19 protein-coding genes and 1 pseudogene are annotated in these 17577 nt (G+C 34.7%); 18 read left to right on the top strand and 2 right to left on the bottom strand.

The genetic code is table 11. The features are described from left to right. The first annotated feature begins 133 nt into the window (after positions 1–133). From AB1422_08220 to AB1422_08145, 16 genes are all read left to right on the top strand, one after another. The gene (locus AB1422_08220) at positions 134–454 is read left to right on the top strand and encodes a DsrE family protein (protein MEW6619304.1); all 321 of its coding nucleotides are present in this window, start codon (positions 134–136) and stop codon (positions 452–454) included. Positions 455–536: 82 nt separating this feature from the next. After that, a complete protein-coding gene (locus tag AB1422_08215) occupies positions 537–680 on the top strand; it encodes a hypothetical protein (GenBank protein MEW6619303.1) in 144 nt (47 codons plus the stop codon). Positions 681–1202: 522 nt separating this feature from the next. Next, complete coding sequence (locus tag AB1422_08210; GenBank protein MEW6619302.1) at positions 1203–2126, top strand: ATP-binding protein; 924 nt, start codon at positions 1203–1205, stop codon at positions 2124–2126. A 118-nt stretch (positions 2127–2244) separates the two neighbouring features. Further along, positions 2245–3168, top strand: coding sequence for a hypothetical protein (locus tag AB1422_08205; protein MEW6619301.1), 924 nt, complete (start codon positions 2245–2247; stop codon positions 3166–3168). A 49-nt stretch (positions 3169–3217) separates the two neighbouring features. Next, positions 3218–5230: an N-6 DNA methylase gene (locus AB1422_08200; GenBank protein MEW6619300.1), complete on the top strand. Its 2013-nt coding sequence runs from the start codon at positions 3218–3220 to the stop codon at positions 5228–5230. Between the two features lie 3 nt (positions 5231–5233). Then, a complete protein-coding gene (locus AB1422_08195) occupies positions 5234–6100 on the top strand; it encodes a site-specific DNA-methyltransferase (GenBank protein ID MEW6619299.1) in 867 nt (288 codons plus the stop codon). Next, complete coding sequence (locus tag AB1422_08190; protein MEW6619298.1) at positions 6090–7178, top strand: phospholipase D family protein; 1089 nt, start codon at positions 6090–6092, stop codon at positions 7176–7178. The genes AB1422_08195 and AB1422_08190 overlap by 11 nt, the downstream gene beginning before the upstream one ends. A 117-nt stretch (positions 7179–7295) precedes the next feature. Next, entirely contained in the window at positions 7296–8204 is a 909-nt protein-coding gene (locus tag AB1422_08185; GenBank protein ID MEW6619297.1) for a macro domain-containing protein, read from the top strand. After that, positions 8201–8527, top strand: coding sequence for an HYD1 signature containing ADP-ribosyltransferase family protein (locus AB1422_08180; GenBank protein MEW6619296.1), 327 nt, complete (start codon positions 8201–8203; stop codon positions 8525–8527). Before AB1422_08185 ends, AB1422_08180 begins: the two co-directional genes overlap by 4 nt. Positions 8528–8701: 174 nt before the next feature. Next, a complete protein-coding gene (locus tag AB1422_08175) occupies positions 8702–9352 on the top strand; it encodes a DUF3800 domain-containing protein (GenBank protein ID MEW6619295.1) in 651 nt (216 codons plus the stop codon). Positions 9353–9779: 427 nt separating this feature from the next. After that, a complete protein-coding gene (locus AB1422_08170; protein ID MEW6619294.1) occupies positions 9780–10373 on the top strand; it encodes an STAS-like domain-containing protein in 594 nt (197 codons plus the stop codon). A 290-nt stretch (positions 10374–10663) separates the two neighbouring features. Then, positions 10664–11536, top strand: coding sequence for an ATP-binding protein (locus tag AB1422_08165; protein ID MEW6619293.1), 873 nt, complete (start codon positions 10664–10666; stop codon positions 11534–11536). Then, complete coding sequence (locus tag AB1422_08160) at positions 11508–11774, top strand: hypothetical protein (GenBank protein ID MEW6619292.1); 267 nt, start codon at positions 11508–11510, stop codon at positions 11772–11774. The genes AB1422_08165 and AB1422_08160 overlap by 29 nt, the downstream gene beginning before the upstream one ends. Before the next feature lie 45 nt (positions 11775–11819). Beyond that, entirely contained in the window at positions 11820–12080 is a 261-nt protein-coding gene (locus AB1422_08155; protein ID MEW6619291.1) for a hypothetical protein, read from the top strand. A 208-nt stretch (positions 12081–12288) separates the two neighbouring features. Beyond that, positions 12289–13395 carry a hypothetical protein gene (locus AB1422_08150; GenBank protein ID MEW6619290.1) on the top strand — a complete coding sequence of 369 codons (1107 nt, stop codon included), beginning with the start codon at positions 12289–12291 and terminating at the stop codon, positions 13393–13395. A 198-nt stretch (positions 13396–13593) separates the two neighbouring features. Further along, entirely contained in the window at positions 13594–14496 is a 903-nt protein-coding gene (locus tag AB1422_08145) for a metal ABC transporter substrate-binding protein (GenBank protein MEW6619289.1), read from the top strand. A gap of 180 nt (positions 14497–14676) precedes the next feature. Here the strand turns inward: AB1422_08145 and AB1422_08140 are convergent, their stop codons facing one another. After that, complete coding sequence (locus AB1422_08140; GenBank protein ID MEW6619288.1) at positions 14677–14802, bottom strand: hypothetical protein; 126 nt, start codon at positions 14800–14802, stop codon at positions 14677–14679. A 12-nt stretch (positions 14803–14814) separates the two neighbouring features. Here AB1422_08140 and AB1422_08135 point away from each other — a divergent pair, with 12 nt between their 5' ends. Both AB1422_08135 and AB1422_08130 read left to right on the top strand, forming a co-directional pair. Beyond that, the gene (locus AB1422_08135) at positions 14815–15666 is read left to right on the top strand and encodes a metal ABC transporter permease (protein ID MEW6619287.1); all 852 of its coding nucleotides are present in this window, start codon (positions 14815–14817) and stop codon (positions 15664–15666) included. 32 nt (positions 15667–15698) lie between these two features. Beyond that, positions 15699–15782: pseudogene (locus AB1422_08130) on the top strand (GxxExxY protein). A gap of 96 nt (positions 15783–15878) precedes the next feature. Here AB1422_08130 and AB1422_08125 read toward each other — a convergent pair. Continuing rightward, positions 15879–16073 carry a hypothetical protein gene (locus AB1422_08125; GenBank protein MEW6619286.1) on the bottom strand — a complete coding sequence of 65 codons (195 nt, stop codon included), beginning with the start codon at positions 16071–16073 and terminating at the stop codon, positions 15879–15881. Positions 16074–17577: the final 1504 nt, after the last annotated feature.

Raw genomic sequence — 17577 nt, 5'->3', positions numbered from 1 at the left:
CATAAAAGTCAAGTTTCTTTTTGTTCACAATCAAAGATTTCATAAACTCTCCCATGAGGAGAGAAATATTATTAAATATTAATTATAAATTAATTAATAACTATATTAAACATATTATACGAGGAGGCTTACCGTGAAAATTGGATTGATTATTTCAACTAATGATGCGGAAACATGCTGGAATGCTTTAAGGTATGGAAATTTTTGTTTGAATCAGAAAGATGAGGTTAAATGCTTTTTTATGGGAAAAGGCGTTGAATATCAAAAAATAAGCACTGAAAAATTCAATACGATTGAGCAGGCAGAAAAATTTATGAAATCCGGCGGTAAGATTTATGCCTGTGGAACGTGTATAAGATCAAGGGAGGAAGAAGGGTCGGAAATGTGTCCGATTTCTACGATGAAAGATATGTACGAAATAATAAAAGAAAGCGATAAAGTTGTTACATTTTAAGTTATGGCGGAGCAAGTGAAATGACAAATGCAATTGAGGTTACATCCTTAACAAAAGTATTTGGTAAATAGAGTTGCTGAAGGTGAACGATTTTAAGGAGATAACAACCAGCCAGACCATCTTTTCTTTGCCGAAGATTTTAAAGGAAGTAGAACCCCATCGGCAGGGATACGGTCAGGGTGGTTTTGTGGTTATATGCGGAAGAAAAGGTAAAGGAACAAACTAATGAAAGAGCTTGTTGTTATCAGCGGTAAAGGAGGCACGGGTAAGACTATTATTACCGCTTCTTTTGGTGCTTTAGCTAAAAACAAGGCAGGAGAAAATCATGAAAGAAGTATATAAACTTATTTTAATGCTCTGTATGTTTGTTTTAGCATACTTTATACCTTTATCAAACCAGAGAGTCCAGTCACTCTTATCGAAAAATTATAATGAGTTCAGACTTCTCCAACCTGACTCCAAATTTTTGGACATTAGCTTTAGCGATAACTTCTTGATTTTAAACACGTTGAATTTTTAGCCAAAATCATTGCAAAAAATCTCTCTTTTAAATTCAATATGTTACAGAGTCAAGAAATTTGCAAATGTCCAATTTAACGACATTCTCGTAACTAATTGAAATGCCATATCTTATAGCGAACGACACCTCAACTTTGGAGAAGTCTGGAGTTAGAGAACATTATCTATGGCTTCATGTTGTGAAGCAGTAAATGCTACCCCTATGAGGTGGGATTGAAAGGAGCTGATGATGAAGATTATAGATCGCATAGCAGATAGTTTATCCTCACCAACATCCTTAGATGAAAATACATTTGAAAGGCTATTTTCCCAATTAAGTTCTAAGAAGGATAGTATAAAAAATGGAGCCATTATCAATATAGCCAAAGCTGAGTTTATCGACCCTTATGGGATGGTTGGGTTATTGGAAATCGGTTGGTATTTGAAGAAGGAATCAGACATTATTCCAATACTTATCTTGCCTCAATTAACAGATGTGTTAAAGTATCTTGAGCGGATGGACTTTTTGGAGAAGGCAGGCAATGTCTTTGAAATAGATACTTCCACTATAAAAATAGAAGATCGGTTCTTGCGAAGTAGACACTCAGATGTCTTGCTTGAAATTACAAAGATAGAAGGGACAGATGATATTCATACTATTGTGGACAGAGTAAAACAAAGGGCAGAAACTATTTTAAAGACGAATCTTAACTATGATACTCAAGCCATTGATTCCTTTATTGTCGCTTTATCAGAAATTTGTCAGAATATTCCGGAACATAGCCAATCTGCGGGGTATGTGGGCATTCAAAGGTACCTTTACGAAAAAAGGTTAGGCAAGTATGTGGTAAAGATTGCGGTTATGGATTTAGGGATAGGAATAAAAGACTCTCTTACCCATAAGTACAGTAGTCGTTATAAAGATTGGTCCGATTTGGAAGCAATCAGGCTTGCTTTATTTGAAGGTGCATCCCGGTATGATGATATAGGTAGAGGGCATGGACTAACAAATGTAAGAAAATTGGTACAAAAATGGGGTGGTAAGTTTATGATTCGCTCAGGAACAGCTAAACTGGGCATAGTGCCTGAATGGGATACTACTAAACCTCAACAATCTGCACTTAGTTTCTTCCCAGGAACACAAATAAGTATTATCCTTCCTGAAATTTCGTGAAAAAATTTAAAAAAATTTAAAAAAAACACTTGACAGATTTAGAATAATATGGTATATTATTTATGAGTTCAATTGAACGCATTGAAACCTTAATCTTAAGAAAGGATGTTAAGAAAAGATGTTAGGCTTAATGATAGGTTGGTTTTTAGGGGGACTCAGTTTATATGGAATAATCTTACTTATATGGTATGTTACTGATAGGAAGAGAGAGAAAGGAACTTTTACATTCTCTAATATTATGAATTTTATGACTATCATTTCCTGCTTTATGACTACCGTTGCCTGTTTTGTTGCTATTGTGGCACTTAATGATACTCGTCGTGAATCTCAGAAAAATGCTGAGAATGTCGCCAAGTTATTTAATGAAATGGGTACACAAACACAATTATTTCAACAACAACAATTACAAATGAAAAAGAATAATGATCTGTCCTATACCCAACTCGTTAGAGCAGATTCTATTGCTACCAATACTGAGAAAACTCTTAAAAATATCCGTCATCAAGTAGAGATATTATCTGAAATGTTAAACCAGGAGAAGAAGCAAGTTGAATCATTAGGGAATCAGATTAAAACGAGTCAAGAGATTCTAACCTATACCAAATCATCATATCTTTTTAGTACTGACGAAGATAAGAAACGAAAAAGAGAACTAATTCAAAGTATTATTAATGAGATAAAATGGGATGATGATTTTCTTGCTAAATTTTCTCAATTACCTGAAAGTAAATATCAGGGTGATTTTTGTTATTTTATAACCGATTCTTGGGACTCAATGATAAACATAGGCTGGTTAGGACTATTGGGTAATAGCCAATTAGTATTTAATTTATCTTATCACTATGCAAATATTAGGCAAATAAGAGACAATTTACAGAGAGTGATTGCTATAGACTCATCTCCCAAGCCATTAGAAGATGCGAAGAGAATTGAGGATGTGCAAAAAAAACTAATTGCTGAGGCAAAACGGTTAGCCAGAATCAATTTGGAAAATTCCCTCGTAATTTCAAAACAATTAGAAAAACTACTAAATTCATTTTAATTTTTGCTGTTATCAAGTTGATGTAACTAAAGAAAGGAAATGAGCTAATATGCCACAACAACTTAACTTAAGCCTTGAAAATCATAAAAAATCAAACTATATAAGATACTCTTCACCAGCACCCGGCAGGACTATTGGTAATTCTATTAGACCCTGGGCTGAAAAGATTTTAACAATATCTGCAGAAATGAAGAAAAGGGCTAAAGAACTCAATATGTTAGAAGAATTAAGCCATTTCTATAAAAACAATCTTAATGTTCACACACCATTAATAGAAAATACACCTACCGATTATGGAAAGAATGTAAATCTTCTCACAAATGCCATTTTAAGTATGTGGCTCACAGGAGTTTCTACCAATAATGTAAATAAAAATGCAGGCTTATTAGAAAGTGTAATGTGGTTTTATAATGGGTATATTAAATTAGACATTAACCCCTTAGAAAAATGGCTAAATAATATAAGCACTCAATCATTATGCGAGTTATCATATAATGAGATGTTTTTAGATCTATATCCATATATATTAGAAATTTATGAAACGGACAATGAACTATTCTTGAAAAATGGATTTGAGCGAATGAAAAAACGGGAATTTGGTATTTATTATACACCATCAGATGTTGCGTATTTCATGATAAAAAATATTGTTGAAAAGAAAAAGGATAGGTTAGATTTTTTACAGGGTGAATGGATAGATCCTGCCTGTGGTTCTGGATTATTTTTAAAAACAATCGTAGAATACTATATCAACGAAAAATTCATACCCAATAGAATAGAGGATATAATACGATTTATCAAAGAAAAGATATATGGTATAGATATTAGTAGACAGGCAATTCAATCCAGTGCGTTTAATTTATTAACATTTTGCTTAAGTCAAACTGATGTTAATATTGATAGACCCTGGTATTATTATCAAACAATTAAAAAAAATCTCGCAGTCATGGATGCTACAAAATTAAATAGGAGTCTCATAAAAAAGATATTTTCTATAATAAATGATTTCACCTTTTTTGTTACAAATCCTCCGTATTCTAAAAGAATTAGGGGGGATTATTTATATCCGGATTTTATTAGAATAATGTGGTCTGTATGCAAGCCTCAACACTCTGCGGGTGCTATAGTTGTTCCTCTTTCAATTACTTACAATACTGGCCGGGAATTTTGTAAAATCAGGGAAGACATTATGAACATTAATAGAATTTGCTACTTTACTAATTTTGATAGAACTCCGGATTCATTATTTGGTGATGATGTTAAAACACGAAACACGATTATATTCATTGACCAAAACAAGAACAATAAAAAATCTATTTTTACAACTCCGTTGTTGCGATGGAACAGTAGAAATCGCACATCTCTTTTTAAAAACATAACACATACTTGTTTAGAAAATCTTAATATAAAACAAAGCATTCCTAAAATCGGAACTGATTTTGAAAAAACTTTATATTTTAAACTATTAAACAGAAAGAGTCGATTAAGGCAAGATATTATTGAAGATAATTCTAATAAGCATACTCCAAACAGGATATTTGTCGGGAGGACCTCATATAATTGGCTTTCAATATATCGATTTAACCCATATTCCACAAATGACGAAGAAAATTCATATTCAACTTTATTTCCGATCTCATTTAAAACTGAAAAAGATGCAAATATTGCCTATGGCATACTTACAAGCAGGATACTATATTGGCTTTGGCGAGTTGAAGGGGATGGTTTTCATTTAAATCTTTCCTTTATAAAAAGAGTGCCTTATAGTATTAATGATTTGTCCCCAAAGCAAAAAACTATTGTAGAAGAAAACAGCATTAAACTATGGGAATCTATTAGTAAAAAACCCATAGTCAGTAATAATTCCAAAGTAAAGTCTATTACCTATTGTCCTTATAACGCTGAAGAGAATATAAATGAGATTGACAGAATATTATTAGAACTTGTTGATATGCCGACAGAAAAATATACTTATTTCAAAGAGTTGACGAGATCTATAATTGTCTGCGGAAGAGAAAATGAAATTGATACAAAGAAAAATAACAAAACAAAGGAGTTGTAATATATGGATTCAAAAATAAAGGAGCGGAGTAAAATTACAAAGGATGAGTGGCGCGAATATACATTGACGGTATGGCAGATTGCAAATATCAAACATCCTAAACACCCGGCTGTTTTTCCAGAGGAAATTCCTAAAAGACTAATAAAAATGTTTACTTTTGTCGGGGAAACAGTGTTAGACCCTTTTGCAGGAGTTGGAACTACGGGCAGGATTGCTCTGGAATTAGATAGAAAAGCTATTTGTGTTGAACAAAATGAGGATTATCTTAATATCCTGAGAAATGATCTGGAAGAAAAAAATATTAATCCTGGAGATAAGCTTGTTACTAACATCGGTGACAGTAGGGAGTTAGGTTTTGTTGAAGATAATTCTATTGCACTCATTGTAACAAGTCCACCTTATTGGAATAAAGCAGATTATGGGAATAAAGAGATCAATCTGGGCAATATTAATATGTACACGAAATTCTTTGAGGAAATTCAACCTGTTTTTGAAGAATGTTATAGGGTGTTAATGCCTGGTCGCAAAATATGTCTAGTAACTGCTAATGTAAACCAGCATACCGATTATGGTCTTCTGACTTTTCCTTTAGCAGCAGATTTTATTATTCGGTTAAGGGATATTGGTTTTGTATTAGTAAATGAGGTTATTTGGAATAAAAACGGCACTGGTGGTAAGTGGGGCTCCTGGGGTTCTCAAAGACCGATATTTGGAAGTTATCCATATCCACCTAACCTTCTTTTTAAAAATGTCCATGAGCATATTTTGATTTTTATGAAGCCACCAAAGACGAAGGCAAAAGGAAAAACGGTGAAGTTCTATTCAGAGTTGATGAGTGAATCACAACAGGGGGATAAAAATGCAATATAATTTTTACATTCAGGATCCACATAGTCAAAATCCACATTATCTTATTGAGGCTATTATCGATCAATTAATTTTCCCGGAGACCATATTATGGAGAGGCATATTCGCTTTTGCTTCTCGACCAGGAATAGGTGGTCTCTTGGACGATCCGGATGTTAGAAGGTTTTTGCAACGAGGTAGTACTGATTTAATTATTGGAATAGATGCTATTACTGATCCTGCTGCACTAGAAAAACTTAAAGAACTGGAAAATGAATACGAAAATTTCAAAGTTAAAATATTTTATAAACGAATGGAAGGTGTTTTTCATCCCAAGATTGTCCACTTTATTCGAAATGATGGAACACAAGTTATCATTGTTGGTTCAGGTAATCTTACTCATGGAGGATTAAAAAATAATATTGAAGCTTATTCTGTTTTTATTTCCGAGCCAGGTGAAGAAGTTGATCTTGGAGATATGGAGCGGTTTTTAGAAATCCATTCGGATTCTTTAAAAGAAATTAATGATGAAATAATAGAACTCGCCAGACAAAATAGAATTATTCGGAGAAAGCGGAAAATTATCGAGGAAGTTGAACCAGAAGAAATATCTGAGGAGGAGAAAGAGGAGATTGAAATAATACCTGTCGAAGAAAATTCAAAGATGTTGGTTGCTGAGGTGCCAAAAGCCGGAGATCGATGGACTCAAATCCATTTTAATGTGGATGTAAACAGGCAATTCTTCAAAGTTCAACCTAATTCATCAGAAAGAGCATATCTGTTTGAAAAAATATCTCCTACAAAAATAGGCCAGGAAGAAGTTAGACCCGTAGTATTCAGCAGGAGAAACAGAAATATAAAAATCGAATTTGCAGCTAAAAGAGATAAACCTTATCCATCGGATAGTCGTCCAATTTTAGTTGTAAGAGAGATTGGTACTAGAATATTTCATTATGTTCTGTTGATGCCGAGGGATGAGGGATATGATGAAATGGATAATTTCCTACAAACTCATCGACTTAAATCCATAGGTCGTGGCGTTATTAGACTGATTACCACATACGATAATATTATACACATTTGGCAAAACTGTTATTTATAATATACCAACTCAATCTGATAAAAAGACAGAAGTAGAACTTGTAAATGGTAAGGAGATTAGGGGGATGATAGAAAAACATTTTGTAGGGAAATATTATTGATGGATGGAGAACAAGTTATGATTAAAGAGATAAAAGAGATTATAATATTAATATCCAAAAATCCTATTGTTTTGACAATATTAGTTGGGCTCTTATTCATTTTATCTTCCATTTTTAAATATGATAAAATAACAGGTTTCTGTTTTCCAGTAACTCTAACAGATTTAACAAGATGGCTATTATTCATAATGGGAGTTATGCTTGTGGGTTGTGGTGTTATTCAAATTCTGAAACAAAACAAATGGGTGAAGGAAAAAATAAACATTAAGAATGAACCTCTTCCTCTTACATTTGGGAAATATAAAGTTAACATCAAAATAGGCAAGATTGAAGATATTTCAGGTTTAGATAAAACAGTAGCAGTAGTACTTCCCGTTGATGCAACATTTATTGATGAGCTTGTGGATACTAAAACTGCATTTGGTTCATTTAATATCACATATTGTCCTGATAGAATTTCAGAACTTAAACAATTTATTAAAGGTCAATTGCAAGAAAGAGAAGTAGATTGTCAACGAAACAATAACGAAATTTATCCAGTAGGCACTATCATCGAGTTATCTTCCTTTTACAATCTTAATGTTAATATTTTATTAATAGCTTCAGTATTAAAAGCAGAATCTATTGGCTTTAAAACAGAACCGAGCTCCATTTGCAAATGTGTTGAACAAATCTTTGAAAAAACAGCTATTATGAGAATCTCTAAACTAATTATGCCTATTTTGGGTAGTGGCCGAGGAGGTATATCTATAAGTACAGCCGTACTACTCCTTCTGATTTCCATTAACTATTGTTTTACTAAGTTTCATCATGGTCCCTTAAAAGAAATCGATATTGTAGTTCATGAGAAGGATGAGGCAGAAATACCGGAGTATGTCAAACATCTACAATATGCAATAGTTCCCTTGGGAGAAATAAAAAAATGATAGTTTACCATTATACAAGTAAAGAAAATTACGATAATATTATGAGAACTAGAAAATTTAGGCCATCCGCTCCGTGGATAGCAATGGATTCAGCACATGGTACTGGATGGTATTTTACCAACTTAGGTCCTAATACAAATGATGGAGTAATAGCATGGTATTGTTGGCAATCAATGAATCTGAATGTGTTAAAAAGAGTCAAATATTACTTAAAGTTTGATATAGACCCTCAAATATTAAAAAATCCTCGTAAACATGTATATATGATTCAAAAATGGGATGATAATTTGATACAATTTCTTGGCGGAGGGAGAAAAGAATAATGTTAAAATATGGGAATCATATGGAGTCACAACAACTTAACTTAAGCCTTGAGAATCATAAAAAATCAAACTATATAAGATACTCTTCACCAGCACCCGGCAGGACTATTGGTAATTCTATTAGACCCTGGGCCGAACTAGAAAAACTTAAAGAACTGGAGAATGAATACGAAAATGTTATATTTATATCTTGATGAAAGTGGTGATTTAGGGTTTGATTTCTCAAAGCCGAAGACGACTGGCTATTTCATAATAACTTTGCTGGTAATTGAAAGTGGTTTTGTAATTAGAAACATAGAGAAGGCTGTTGCAAGGACACTTAAAAGTAAGGTTAATTACGTCAGAAAAAAGAATATCTCCTTAGAGCTTAAAGGGTCTAAAACAAGTATAGGGACAAAAAGATACTTTTATAGACAAATTAAAAATGATCCATTTAGCCTTTATGTGGTAGTTTTCAACAAAAAGAAAGTTCCCGAAACTTTAAGGAAAGATAAAGAAAGGCTATATAACTACCTGGCAAGGTTAATAATTGAAAGGTGCCCACTTAAAAAAGCAAGTTCCAGAATAATTATAACTCTTGATCGGTGTAAGACCAAAGAAGAACAAAGAACATTCGACGCATACCTTCTTTATCAATTAGAAGGAAGCCTTTCCCCTAAGGTGAAACTTAATGTCTTTCATTTAGATTCCAAAACGAGTAAAGGGCTACAGGCAGTAGACCTTTTCTGTTGGGGAATATTTAGAAAATATGAGAATAAAAATTTAGACTGGTATGAGATTTTCAAGGAAAAGATATGTTTTGAGGAGGAGAATTTATCTGCATAAAAAATGAGTTTGCGACCCCTATATGGTACCCCCCAAGGATCATTCTTCAACTCACAGAGCAAAGTCCCCTTGGGAACCGTATAGGCCTTACTCACAAACTCTATTATAATAATATACTACATTTTAATAAATTTGTCAAGAGTTTTTTTGATAAAACAGCAATTCTCGGTGAATGTAACTAGACTGTAGTGAGCACCTTTAGGTGCGTCTTATAGTAACCACAAGCATTATAACGGGACTAAAGTCCCTCACTACATTCTCTCTTTACCAAGAATCTTGGCGAAAAACATTTTTGCTTTTGCCTGAGATCCATTGTCAATACTACCTGCAAAATTTCACCGAGAATTGCTGTTGATAAAAGGATAAAGTATAATGGAAAAGAAACTTGATGTAGCCTTTTAAGTGAATAATTTGAGGTAAAATATCCATGACCAGGCATAACACTTATCAACTAAAAAATATTATGGCTACGTGCCTTACCAATGGCTCTTTTAATTTAGTCACTCGCCAAACAGGCAAAAGGATTCGAGAGGCTATTGAAGGTATGTTAGAAAAAGAACCAGAAGGGACAATAATTATATTAGATTTTGGAGGCATTGGTATTATTGACTATTCCTGTGCAGATGAGATTATTGCTAAACTTATCACCAGACTTAATTCTGGCGAGTATGGAGATAAACACATCCTGTTAAAGGGAACAAATTCAACCCAGCGGGAGAATATTGAAGTAGCATTAGAGCGTAAGAAATTAGCCATACTATCTTTTGATGAAAATGAAGCTTATCAGGTATTAGGAGTATTAAACACCTATCTTCGGGATACCTTAAGTTATGTATTAAAAAAAGGCAAACTCTCTGCCAGAGAATTAGCGGATTTAATGGGTCTTGAAATTAATACCAGCTCTACAAGGCTACTTAACTTATACAAATTACACCTGGTAAGTCGAAATGAAGAGTTACTTGATGAAAGAGGAAGACAGTTTGTCTATGAGGCTATTTTACCAAACAAAGATATGAGTTAGCTCCATAGGAGCGGCCTGTTTATTCTTTTTCTCACTGAAGATACAAAGCGGGACGCTTTCTCTACTCTATTGGAGGATATTTGTAAACCTATTTCACAGGTCGAAAAAATTTAAAATTTGCAATTTAAAATTTACAATTAAACAAAACGATTTCTGGCTCTTTAATGAGGAAGCTCAACACATATTAAGGAGCTAAACACATACGTGAGAGTAGATCGGCAGAGCGTATAACAGTAGTTTGTGAGCAGGCATTGTCAAGCTCTATTTTAGATTTGAAAGGGGGAATAAAATTGAAAGAGCTGGTTGTTATCAGCGGTAAAGGAGGCACGGGTAAGACTATTATTACTGCTTCTTTTGCTGCTTTAGCTAAAAACAAGGTTATGGCAGACTGCGATGTGGATGCGGCAGACCTGCATCTTCTGCTTCAGCCTCAGGTCAAAGAGACTCACCAGTTTAGAAGCGGTAAGATTGCTAAATTGGATATGCGGGCCTGTAATAAGTGCGGTAAGTGCATAGTTGTTTGCCGGTTTGATGCCATATCACCTGGTTTCAAGGTTAATTCTATCTCCTGTGAAGGCTGTGGGGTTTGCAGCCATATCTGTGAGCAAAAGGCAATTAAAATGGAGGAGAACCTATCTGGTGATTGGTTTATATCCGAGACCCAATATGGCCCGATGGCACATGCAAAGCTGGGTATAGCTGAGGAAAACTCTGGTAAGCTGGTTACCTTAGTAAGAAATCAGGCTAAACTGTTAGCTGAAAAACATAAATATAACCTGATTATTATTGATGGCCCGCCAGGTATTGGCTGTCCGGTAATTGCGGCTATCACCGGGGCATCGGCTGTGCTGGTGGTAACCGAACCCACTCTATCCGGACTGCACGATTTAGACCGGGTGGCTAAATTAGCCGGCCATTTTGGCATCCCAACCCTGGTCTGTATCAACAAATACGATCTGAATACCGAGATGGCAGAGAGAATTACACAATATTGCCAGCAGAACGGATATAGTCTGGTGGGCAAAATCCGTTTTGACCCGCTGGTGGTAGAATCACTGGTTAATAAAAAACCTGTGGTCGAGTATAGCCACGCAGAAGTTTCTGTTACCATTAAAAAGATCTGGGAGCAATGCTATGGAGAGCTTAAAATGGAAGGTAATTAATGATTTAGGGGCTGTAATTGATCCTGAAACCGGCCTGGATATAATGCGGATGAGACTTATCCGTAAGCGAAAGCAAGGAGATAGCATCTCTGGCACTTTCGCACTCCACATTAGTTGCGAAAAGAGGAACTTACTTTTGCAAAAAACATTATGCGGTTGTTTATCAGGAATTCATCCGATAAAGCGGGTTACTACAAACAATTTACACCTGATAACCGAGGCATTACCAGCTTTTTAATTTTTTTTCTTGACAATGATAACTATTTATGTTAAACTTGGTTCTATGAATAAAAAGATTTCTTTTGTTTTGATATTACTTTTTTTATTCTTCTCCTTTGTAGGAGGCTTTCATCACCACGAGGATGAGACTTCACATTCTGAGTGTTCACTTTGTATTGTAAGCCACCAGTTATCTTTAATTCAGCAGGATGATGTCTCATTTGATATCCTTCAACATATTTCCGCTTTAGATTTACCCCAAGAATCTTTGCTATTGCCTTCAATTGCTTCAACCTCTCTATTTAGTCGTGCCCCACCGGCATAACCCCGTTTTTTCCATTCGCGGTAAAAAAACAATTCGCAAGACAGAAGAGGGACAGGCAGCTTGCTCTGTTATGGAGGGATAACCATAAGCGTTTGCCCAGCAGGATGATGCAAGGGCTCATGGCTTGCCCTTAATACCAGTTGGTTTTTTATTACTCTCTGCGTCTTCTGTGGTTCTGCGGTGAAATCTATTTACAGGAGGTTCAAAAATGAAAAAAAATTTTATTAATTTATTGATGGTTTTTCTATTGGGAGGTATTTCCTTTGCTCAAAATCAGGAGGAACAATCAACTCTGCCACCAGGGATGAAAACAACTACGGCAAACTTTCCGGATGTAAGTTTTGTTGGAGACATAGTCGGAAAGTTAAATGATGATAAAAATGATGAAGAGAGAAATAAAATTTTAGTCAGGGAAGTTGAATTGGCATTGCAAGGATATATTTATCCACAGATGCGGGCGGATATGTTTTTAGCAATGCATAGACATGGAGAAGAAACCGTAGCAGAAATTTGTGAAGGTTATGTCAGTTTCTTAAATTTAGGAAAAGGATTTAATCTAAAAGCAGGAAAAATCCATACTGATTTTGGGAAAATAAATAAGATTCACTCCCATCATCGACCTTATGCTGACCAGCCTGAGGTTATTACAAATTTCTTTGGGGGGCATGGATTAGTGGGACAAGGAGCAGTGTTAAGTTATCTACTGCCAACAAAAAGATTCCTTCAGTTTGAGTTAGGAACATGGTATGTAGAAGGTCATCACCACCACGATGAAGAAGAGCATCATACAGATGAATTTTCTCTTGCAGACAAGGTTTGTACAGCAAAATTGTGGGGTTCGTATCCATGGTCAGATATTTCTGAATTAGAAATTGGCTTAAATTTTGCCAAAGGGAAAGGAGCACATTTTAAAGAACATAAAGATAATGTAGAAGTTTATGGAATAGACCTGACCTACAAAAAATGGCTCTCTGCTCATAAAAGATTTTTGTTGCAAAATGAAATCTTTTTCTTAAAAAGAGAGGTTCCTATTGGTAAAATAGAAAGAAGTGGCTTTTACAGTTTTGCAAACTATAAGCTAAATAAGTATTACGATTTTGGTGTTAGATATGACCATACAGAGGATGCCTGGCCACATAATGATGATGTAAATATAGCAAAAAAATCTGAAGGTTTATCTCTAATTGCTACAAGAAATTTAACCGAGACAACCAAGTTGAGACTGCAGTATAAATATGATTTTGAAAATAAAAATGATTCTGCATATTTGCAGTTGCAATTTGGGATAGGACCACATAGTCACCCACTTGAGTAGAGGGTGTGGAGTAAGAAAAAAGGTAAGCGTTCAGCCATCCTGTATCAGCAATCAGTTAACATTCGGGAAATCAGGACAGTAGCAAGTCCTACGATTTTGCGTAAAGGGTGTCTATGTGTCTGGTAATCTATGTAACATAGATACTTAGACACCAGACACCAGACTCCCTGAACGGTTACGAAAAAAGGAGCTAAAAAAATGAGAAATATATGGATATTTATTCTGCCGCTATTTCTAAGCATAAACTCAACTGTCTTTGCAACAACAAAAGTTGTAACCACTACAGAAGACCTGAAAAGTTTAGTTGAATATGTAGGTGGAGATAAGGTTTCTGTGGTAAGTTTGTCAACTGGAAATCAGGATATTCATCAAATTGAGCCCAGACCAAGTATGGTAATAAAATTAAGGGATGCAGATATGTTAGTAAAAATTGGGATGGACTTAGATATGTGGGTTGATTCACTTGTTGAGACAGCAAGAAATTCAAATTTGTTTTATGGTAAGAAAGGATATTGCGATGTATCCGTTGGGGTTAAAAAGTTAGAAGTTCCTGAAGGGAAAATAGATGCCTCTATGGGGGATATACACCTCTATGGAAATCCACATTATCTTTTATCACCCGAGAGTGCAAAGGTTGTTACAAAAAATATTTTAAATACCCTCGTTAAGATTTCACCAAAAGATAAAGAATATTTTGAGAAAAATAGGGCAGATTTTTTAAAAAAACTTGATGAAAAAATTCTTGAGTGGAAAGAGAAAATTTCAAGATACAAAGGAACAAAGATTGTTACTTATCATAATTCCTGGCCCTATTTTACAAATACCTTTGACTTGCAAATTGCAGGCTTTGTTGAGCCAAAACCAGGTATTCCACCTTCACCTTCTCATGTGGCAAAACTTATTGAAACAATAAAACAGGAGGAGGTCAGATTAATAATTGTTGAGTCATATTTTTCTCTCAAAGCACCAGATTTAATCTCAAGGAAAACAGGTGCAAAGGTTTTACTCCTTCCAGGCCAGACAGGAGGTGTAAAAGGGGTTAATAATTATTTTAAACTCTTTGATTACATAATTGAAAAAATAGAAGAAACAATGAAATAAGGCAACCATTCGGTGGTCTGGTATCTGAGTGCCTATCTGCCCGGGGTAACCGTTCAGGTATAGATAAAAATATGTAACTATAACTCAAATCTCAAAACGCAAAGCTCAAAACTACAACTTAAAACTAAAAACTAAAGGCTTCTCCATCAGTCGCAATAAATCTCAATGAATCTATTAGTTTTAAGGTTTTGAGATGAGGTTTTGAGTTTTGACATTTGAGTTTTGAGTTAATATTGTCCCATCTGATAGACACGGCTGAACAGTTAGTGCCCGGGCTACATAGACTACCAGAATATCTAAACGCAAAGGAGGAAAATTATGTATGAATTAATGTTGGCACCTTTTATTGCTTGTTTGATATTAACAGGTATCTATGCATATTTTGGCATCCATATCATTGAGAGAGAGATAATTTTTGTGGATTTAGCATTAGCACAGATTGCCGCACTGGGTGCAATATCATCAATTCTTTTTGGAGTTGAGATTCATTCAACCTCTGCATATTTGATTTCTCTTCTATTTACTCTCATTGGTGCAGGAATATTTTCCCTAACAAGGGTAAAGGACAAAAAAGTATCTCAGGAAGCAATAATAGGAATAGTTTACGCAGTTTCAACGGCAGGTGCAATTCTTGTCCTGACTAAAATACCTGAAGAAGCAGAACATATAAAAGGAATGCTGGTAGGGAATATATTATTTGTAACAGGGGTGGATATTTTCAAAATATTTATTGTTGCAATTTTAGTGGGTATATTCCACATAATTTGGAGAAAGACCTTCCTTAAGATTTCCTTATATCCCAGAGAAGCAGAAAACCAAGGGATTAGAATTAAACTTTGGGATTTCCTTTTTTATGCTACATTTGGACTTGTTGTTACCACATCAGTTGCAGTTGCTGGTGTTCTTTTGGTATTCTCTTATCTTATAGTTCCTGCAGTTTGTGCAGGATTAGTTTTTGAAAAGATAAGCAAAAGACTTATCTTGGGTTGGATAATTGGAATACTTACATCCATAATTGGTCTTTTTTTGTCTTACCAATTAGACTTGCCAACAGGTGCGGCAATTGTTTGCACATTTGGAGTGATTCTTGTTGCTTTTTGGATTTTGAGAAGAGTATTAGGGTCAGACTACCATATAAAAGTCAAGCACTTTTTTAAATTTTTTCTGTAACTATTCACCACGAAGGGCACGGAGAGCACGAAGTGAAATTTGATGAATTATCGAATAGAGTCATTGGATTCGCTATAGCGGTGCATCGAAGTCTTGGGCCAGGTTTGCTTGAATCCACGTAACTATTCACCACGAAGAACACGAAGAAAATTAGATGGTCTCTGAAATTAACCACAAAGTACACAAAGAAATAAAGGAAAAAATTTATTCTCTCAAAAATCTTTGACTCTTTTGTGAAACTCTTTGCGATCTTTGTGGTTAAAAAAATTGTAACCGTTCAGGCTATATATCAAAAGTGTAAGAAAGGGGATAAGGAGATAAGGGCGATATGGAGATAAGATAATAGAAATAGATTGAAATTTATAGAAATAGGTAGAAATTGATTGTGGGAAACAACAAATTTCCATAAATTTCTATTAGTTTCTACTAATTTCAATTTTTTTAATAATATCTCCCTATCTCCTTAATCTCCACATCTCCTTTTGTTACACCACCTGAACGCTTACAAAAAATTGTAGTTATTGTCAGACACTACCGAAAATTACAAGACATTAAATTCCATTTCGTGTCCTTCGTGCTCTTCGTGGTGAATAGTTACTTTTTTCTTTAGAGTAAAATTAGACACAACTTCCCCTCTCCCAAAAACTATAGCAATTTCAAGGGGGTAGTTACTCATTTATATGTTCGGACTGTGATTCAGACAGTAGACTATAGACATCGGACCTCAGACTAAAGCGGGCAGAAATTGCAGAAGAATGAAGGCTTGGGAGACCTGCCTATACTTCTGCTGGAAGAGTTGAAAGAGTAGAAAGAGTTGGAAGTGTTGGATGAGTTGAAGGAGTTTCTTCACTGACACTGACACTGTCACTGACATAGGTAAGGCTTAGGAAAAATTCAGGGAGTGAAGTTTTGAGGATAGTTTCCCAAATGTCACTAATTTCCTGCATAAATAGAGTCTATAGTCTTATGTCTGATGTCCAGTGTCTGAATCACAGAATTCATCTGCCAATTGCCATGCTTTTATTTTTGTGTAATTTCTGGCCATTTCCTTCCTTTAAGTCTAATGTCTGATGTCTATGGTCTACTGTCTGAATTGCAGGACAGGTTGCAGCAATTCTCGGTGAAAATAAGAAATGAATATTTATGAGGGTTTTTCGGGATCTGGAGTTTCGTTAATTTAAGGAGCCATTGAGGCTATCTGAATCCTTATCAATCTGTTTATTTTGTTCAAAGATGGCAAAATTAGGCTCAAAAGCCTGATGATTTTTTTTTGCAACTTATCCTTTGAAGTTGAGTTGATAAAAAATGCTTCACCTATTTTCTTCCCTTTGTGCCCTTTGCGTTACTACTTTGTGCCCTTTGTGGTTTATCCTTTTTTTAACCGCAAAGAACGCAAAGAAATCGACCGCAAAGATTAAATGAGAAAGGAATCATAGAAAATTCACGAAACTCCAGCTTAGAATTAAATACTCGTAACTACTCGTAGTGAATTAACAAGTTATGCGTGAACCATTACTACACTATGTCAAATTAGTGCTATAACTCTCTATATTTTTAGACAATTATGTCCATTTGGCTTGCCTTCTCCCATTTCTTATGATAAAATGGAAAAAAATAGAATATGAAAATTCTACCTCATCCTTCATTTAATGTCCCATAGGGACAATATATAGCACTTATTAATCGAAATTTGACCAGATATGGCTATGAAATTCCAAATCACAAATTCCAAATTCCAAACAAATTCAAATGACCAAAATTCAAAACATTACCCCCCATAGTTTGGTATTTAGTACTTGAAATTTGGTGCTTATTTGGGATTTGGTGCTTGGGATTTGGGATTTTTTACTTATCCACCCTGAGTAAAATTTTGACTAATAACTGCTATATCGGTAAATGGCTTTCCATAAA

It is taken from the genome of bacterium, assembly GCA_040757115.1.
In the GTDB taxonomy this organism is placed as follows: domain Bacteria; phylum UBA9089; class CG2-30-40-21; order CG2-30-40-21; family SBAY01; genus JBFLXS01.
Note: the sequence above shows the minus strand (reverse complement) of the source record. Positions and strands in the feature narration are given on the sequence as shown.

Coding starts and splice junctions, on each gene's coding strand:
- AB1422_08210 (MEW6619302.1), top strand. CDS start 1,203: ATGAAGATTATAGATCGCATAGCAGATAGTTTATCCTCACCAACATCC.
- AB1422_08205 (MEW6619301.1), top strand. CDS start 2,245: ATGTTAGGCTTAATGATAGGTTGGTTTTTAGGGGGACTCAGTTTATAT.
- AB1422_08200 (MEW6619300.1), top strand. CDS start 3,218: ATGCCACAACAACTTAACTTAAGCCTTGAAAATCATAAAAAATCAAAC.
- AB1422_08195 (MEW6619299.1), top strand. CDS start 5,234: ATGGATTCAAAAATAAAGGAGCGGAGTAAAATTACAAAGGATGAGTGG.
- AB1422_08190 (MEW6619298.1), top strand. CDS start 6,090: ATGCAATATAATTTTTACATTCAGGATCCACATAGTCAAAATCCACAT.
- AB1422_08185 (MEW6619297.1), top strand. CDS start 7,296: ATGATTAAAGAGATAAAAGAGATTATAATATTAATATCCAAAAATCCT.
- AB1422_08180 (MEW6619296.1), top strand. CDS start 8,201: ATGATAGTTTACCATTATACAAGTAAAGAAAATTACGATAATATTATG.
- AB1422_08175 (MEW6619295.1), top strand. CDS start 8,702: ATGTTATATTTATATCTTGATGAAAGTGGTGATTTAGGGTTTGATTTC.
- AB1422_08170 (MEW6619294.1), top strand. CDS start 9,780: ATGACCAGGCATAACACTTATCAACTAAAAAATATTATGGCTACGTGC.
- AB1422_08160 (MEW6619292.1), top strand. CDS start 11,508: ATGGAGAGCTTAAAATGGAAGGTAATTAATGATTTAGGGGCTGTAATT.
- AB1422_08155 (MEW6619291.1), top strand. CDS start 11,820: ATGAATAAAAAGATTTCTTTTGTTTTGATATTACTTTTTTTATTCTTC.
- AB1422_08150 (MEW6619290.1), top strand. CDS start 12,289: ATGAAAAAAAATTTTATTAATTTATTGATGGTTTTTCTATTGGGAGGT.
- AB1422_08145 (MEW6619289.1), top strand. CDS start 13,594: ATGAGAAATATATGGATATTTATTCTGCCGCTATTTCTAAGCATAAAC.
- AB1422_08135 (MEW6619287.1), top strand. CDS start 14,815: ATGTATGAATTAATGTTGGCACCTTTTATTGCTTGTTTGATATTAACA.
- AB1422_08125 (MEW6619286.1), bottom strand. CDS start 16,073: ATGGAAATTTGTTGTTTCCCACAATCAATTTCTACCTATTTCTATAAA.